Raw genomic sequence first — 4,581 nt, 5'->3', positions numbered from 1 at the left:
GTCGACGGCGAGGGCGTCGAGGAGGCGCCACGGCTCGGCGGCGAGCGGCCACGGCCCGATCAGCCCGAACGCGGCGACGAGCCGCTCATCGGCGGTGTCCGCGATGAGCGGGAGGATGCGCACGCCGTGCCGGTCGCAGAGCGCCACGGCCGCACCGGTGAGCGACCTGCGGTGGGCGTGCAGCACGACCGTGTCGGCCCCCGCGACGGCGTGCGCGATGCGCTCGGCCTCCAGCCCCGCCCAGCCGTCGTCGGCGGCGATCGCGAGGGCGTCCGCCGGCACGACCGCGACCACCTCGATCCCTTCGCGCTCGAACCCCTCGGCGAGCCGGGTGCCATCGGGCTCGTCCGCCGCGATGAGGACCTTCACCGGCCCGCGCCTGTCGTCGGGACGACGGAGAGGGCGGATTCTGCGGCCACCGCGGCGAGGACCGCGGCGACCTCCGACCTCGGGATCACGAGTTCGAGCGCGGCCGAGCMGCCCCCGATCATCGACTCGTCGCGCGTCACCGAGACGACTGTCGCGTCCGGAATGAGGATGCGCGGCGTGTCGTAGCCGCGCTCCTGGATCGGTGCGGCCCACACCTCGACCACCGAGCCCTCACCGATGACCGCCGGCACGTCGATCGCGCTGTGCACCACGACGCTCGTGGTGCGCGACGCCGCGGCCGGGCCGACCGCGCTCTGCGGCACGAGCTCCCCGGCCGGCACGGTGCGGGTGGCGACGAGACCCTCTGCGAGCGCCCCGCCGGCGAGATACGCGTCGCCGACCTGACCCAGGGCCACATCGACCGGTCGGAGGTCGTCGCCCGAGAGCACCTGGCCTGGCACGATCGTGTGGGCGGCGGCGAAGACCGGGACGGTCTGGCGTGCGGCCGAGATGACGAACCAGACGCCGACCACGGAGGCGACGACGAGGAGGAGGCCGAGGGCGAAGCGGGCATCGACCCAGAAGGCACGCCGGCGCGGCCGGGGGGACTCGAGTGCGGTCATGCCACCCATGGTCGCTCACGGTCCGGATGAGACCTCTCGGTTATCCACAGTGCCTCCAGCGGCCCGTCGCACCCCTCCGTGGCCGGGATAATGGGGACATGCCCGACAGCCCCCCGTCCGACGTGCGTCTCCTGACTCCGTCTCAGGCCGCCGAGGTGCTCGGAGTCTCGATCGACGACATCATGGCGCTCGTGCACAGCGCGCGCCTGCGGGGTATGCGGGTCGGGACAGCGGGGGCGTGGCGCATCGACGCCGCAAGCGTCTCCGGGTATCTCGATGACCGGATCGAAGAGGCCAGGCTCTCCGCCCTGTGGCGACAGTCCAACGAGGCGAGCTTCCCCGAACTGTGGGGCACGGGCATCGTCCGTCACGGCGACTGACATCCCCTGGTCCCGCTCATCGCGGGGTCGTGGTGCCGTCCAGGCGAATCCATGCGAGCGCGTCGAAGGACACCAGGCGGTGCCCCGTCACCTCGCCGGCGCGTCGCGGTGCACCCGGATCGTGCAGCGCGAGGTCGAGGTGGTCCGCGCCGGCACGATCGATCGTGCCGGCGAGCGCACGTCCGCTGCGCAGATGCAGCGCGACTCCGACCCGCCGGCGCACGAGGTCGCGCAGCACGAAGCCCAGTGTCATCCGGTCGGCCATGACCGTGCGGGGCGGTGCGGGGCGGGCACTGCGGAGGAGATCCGGATGCGGCATCCCGACGCATGCGACGGCTGACAGCGGTGCCAGCAGCGCACCACCGCGGGATTCGGCCGGCTCCAGGGCGATCCAGTCCGCGCCCACGCCGGTGACCTCGGCCGGGATCACCGTGCCGTCGGCGAACTCGAATGAGGGAGCCGGAGTCGACCGTTCCCGGTCGATCAGCGCCCCGAACCGATCGCGAATCGTGACTCGGGAAAGCCGGAGCCGCTCCGCCTCGGTGTCCAGCGCAGCGCGCTCGGCCTCCCACTCGGAGGCGAGCTGATCTTCGAGGTCGTCGAAGAACCGGTCCCAGCGCACCCAGCGAGATTAGGGCAACCGGGAAACCGTGTCCGGATAGTTATCCACAGGGGCTATATGAATTCTTCCTGTGAGTTCCTGTCGTGTTCTACTACTTTCCTACCCGTCCCCCCGATGAAGTAGGCACCATGGCAACGATGCCCGCCGGCAACCCCCGCCGCGCTGCGCCCGACGCGTATGAGCTCTCGCAGTTCTTCGCGCCGCAGCGCACCGCGACCTCCGCTCTGCCCGATCCCGAGACCTTCCTGCGCAACCTGACGCGGGGCGTCTTCGAGGTGCTCGCCGGGGTGCGCGAGGTCGAGCAGCTTGCTCGCTGGGTCACCGAAGACGCCTTCCGCAAGCTCGTCGTCAGATCCAACCTGGCGGCCCGGGCGCGGAGCGCCCGCGGGGACGCGGCCCGGCGGCCCGTGCACACGATCATGTCCGTGCACTGCTCCGAGCCGGCCGACGGCGTCGTCGAGGCCGTGCTGGTGGTGACCGGTGCGGCGCGCACCCGTGCCGTCGCCGTGCGCCTCGAAGGCATGGACGGCCGCTGGCGCGCGACATCGCTCGCGCTGCTCTGACCCCCGACCGACGACGGGCCGACCCCAGCGTCGTGGCGGCCCGATCGTCTCCTTGCCGCGTTGTCAGGAGTCCTTGTCGGCGTCGATGAGCTCGAGCAGCGCCTTGAGCGCGTCGCGGATCTCGGTGTGGTCGTATTGGCCGGCTCGGCTCTCCCCCGCGATGACACCGCCGCGGTGCACCTTCCGGAAGTCGCCGAACGGGAACGAGTACGCCTGCTTCGTCTCCCGGTTCTCAGACCTGTCGACGCCGAGATGCCAGTGCGAGTACTCCGTCCAGCCGTCCCGTTCGATGAAGGCGTTCTCCTCGTCGGCGGTGGGCGCCGCCTCCGACCAGTCGTCGCGCTCGTCGCGGACGACGTCGCCCGCGCGCACCAGCGCCCGCGCATGACGGAGTGCGGGCTCGTTCAGTTCAATGGACATGCGGCCACGATAGGCACCGCCGCCGCGTGCGACGAGGGGGTTGACGGATGCCGTGGCACCGTCCTCGCCGCTACTGGCGGTAAGACGACAGGAAGTTGCCGAGGCGCTCGATCGCCTCGGTGAGCACCCGGGCCTCCGGGAGCGTCACGATGCGCACGTGGTCGGGCGTCGGCCAGTTGAAGCCTGTGCCCGGAACCAGCAGGACGTGCTCGGCGAGGAGGAAGTCGAGCACGAGTCGTTGGTCGTCGCGGATCTCGTAGACGTCCGGGTCGAACCGCGGGAACGCGTACAGCGCGCCCTGCGGCTTCATGCAGGTCACCCCGGGAATCGCGAGGAGACCTTCCCACGCGGCATCCCGCTGCTCATGCAGTCGCCCGACCGGGCCGATCAGCGCGTCGATCGACTGCACGCCGGAGAGGGCGGCCTGCACGGCGTGCTGCGCCGGTACGTTGGGGCAGAGGCGCGTCGAGGCGAGGAGGTTGATCCCCTCGAGGAAGCCCGAGGCGTGCGCCTTCGGGCCGGTGATGACGAGCCAGCCGGAGCGGTAGCCCGCCACACGGTACGTCTTCGAGAGGCCGTTGAAGGTGAGGCAGAGCAGGTCGGGAGCGATCGACGCCATCGGGATGTGCACCGCGTCGTCGAACAGGATCCGGTCGTAGATCTCGTCGGCGAGCAGCAGCAGGGAGTGCTCGCGGGCGATGTCGGCGATGCCCTCGAGCACCTCGCGCGAGTAGACGGCGCCGGTCGGATTGTTCGGGTTGATGACGACGATCGCCTTGGTGCGCGGCGTGATCTTCGAGCGGATGTCCTCGAGGTCGGGCTGCCAGCCGTCGTCGTTGTCGCAGACGTAGTGCACCGGCGTGCCGCCGCCGAGGCTGGTCATCGCCGTCCAGAGCGGATAGTCCGGCGAGGGGATGAGGACCTCGTCGCCCTCATCCAGCAGCGCCTGCATCGTCATGGTGATGAGCTCCGACACGCCGTTGCCGAGGAAGACGTCGTCGGGACCGAACGGCGGGAACGTCGGATCCTGCTCATAGCGGTACACGACGGCGCGGCGCGCCGACATGATGCCTCGGCTGTCGCTGTAGCCATGGGCGTGCGGGATCGCCTCGATCATGTCGCGCACGATCTGGAAGGGCGCCTCGAACCCGAACACAGCAGGGTTGCCGGTGTTCAGCTTGAGGATCTTGTGACCCTCGGACTCGAGCCGGTCGGCCTCGACGAGCGCCTGTCCGCGGATCTCGTACAGGACGTTCTTCAGCTTGCTCGACTGGTCGAGGGTGCGGATCGGGCTCATCGGTTCAGGATATCCGGGCCGGCGGGAGGCCAATGGCCCACGCCTGGCCCGGACGTCCGGCTACTTGCGTTCGGCCGCGCGACGCTGGGCGCGATTCTGCGGCGCCTGCTCCCCCGCCGGCGGCGCATCGGTGCGCTGACCGAACGCGCCGCGGGGCGCCTCGAACCCGAACACAGCAGGGTTGCCGGTGTTCAGCTTGAGGATCTTGTGACCCTCGGACTCGAGCCGGTCGGCCTCGACGAGCGCCTGTCCGCGGATCTCGTACAGGACGTTCTTCAGCTTGCTCGACTGGTCGAGGGTGCGGATC

6 protein-coding genes and 2 pseudogenes are annotated in these 4,581 nt (G+C 70.5%); 2 read left to right on the top strand and 6 right to left on the bottom strand.

Going from position 1 to position 4,581, the window contains the following annotated elements; all coding sequences use genetic code 11:
• Window positions 1-369, bottom strand: a pseudogene (locus AC1DVT_RS18145) (hypothetical protein); the annotation flags it as partial.
• Entirely contained in the window at window positions 366-992 is a 627-nt protein-coding gene (locus AC1DVT_RS18140; RefSeq protein ID WP_477390548.1) for an SAF domain-containing protein, read from the bottom strand. The gene AC1DVT_RS18140 and the pseudogene AC1DVT_RS18145, both read right to left, overlap by 4 nt.
• A gap of 98 nt (window positions 993-1,090) precedes the next feature.
• Between AC1DVT_RS18140 and AC1DVT_RS18135 the strand changes: the two genes are divergently transcribed.
• Window positions 1,091-1,372, top strand: a complete 282-nt coding sequence (locus AC1DVT_RS18135) for a helix-turn-helix domain-containing protein (protein ID WP_457101331.1) — start codon at window positions 1,091-1,093, stop codon at window positions 1,370-1,372.
• 16 nt (window positions 1,373-1,388) lie between these two features.
• Here AC1DVT_RS18135 and AC1DVT_RS18130 read toward each other — a convergent pair whose 3' ends face one another.
• Entirely contained in the window at window positions 1,389-1,994 is a 606-nt protein-coding gene (locus AC1DVT_RS18130; protein ID WP_477390546.1) for a hypothetical protein, read from the bottom strand.
• A 128-nt stretch (window positions 1,995-2,122) separates the two neighbouring features.
• Here AC1DVT_RS18130 and AC1DVT_RS18125 point away from each other — a divergent pair, with 128 nt between their 5' ends.
• A complete protein-coding gene (locus AC1DVT_RS18125) occupies window positions 2,123-2,557 on the top strand; it encodes an Rv3235 family protein (protein ID WP_457101329.1) in 435 nt (144 codons plus the stop codon).
• A gap of 63 nt (window positions 2,558-2,620) precedes the next feature.
• On the opposite strand, the gene AC1DVT_RS18120 is transcribed toward AC1DVT_RS18125, so the two are convergent.
• The 3 genes and pseudogenes from AC1DVT_RS18120 to AC1DVT_RS18110 all read right to left on the bottom strand — a co-directional run.
• Entirely contained in the window at window positions 2,621-2,977 is a 357-nt protein-coding gene (locus tag AC1DVT_RS18120; protein WP_477390544.1) for a hypothetical protein, read from the bottom strand.
• 70 nt (window positions 2,978-3,047) lie between these two features.
• Entirely contained in the window at window positions 3,048-4,274 is a 1,227-nt protein-coding gene (locus tag AC1DVT_RS18115) for a pyridoxal phosphate-dependent aminotransferase (RefSeq protein WP_457101327.1), read from the bottom strand.
• A 153-nt stretch (window positions 4,275-4,427) separates the two neighbouring features.
• Window positions 4,428-4,580 (bottom strand): annotated as a pseudogene (locus AC1DVT_RS18110) (aminotransferase); the annotation flags it as partial.
• Between the last annotated feature and the right edge of the window lies 1 nt (window position 4,581).

This window comes from Microbacterium sp. P2_F9, from assembly GCF_056403635.1.
Note: the sequence above shows the minus strand (reverse complement) of the source record. Positions and strands in the feature narration are given on the sequence as shown.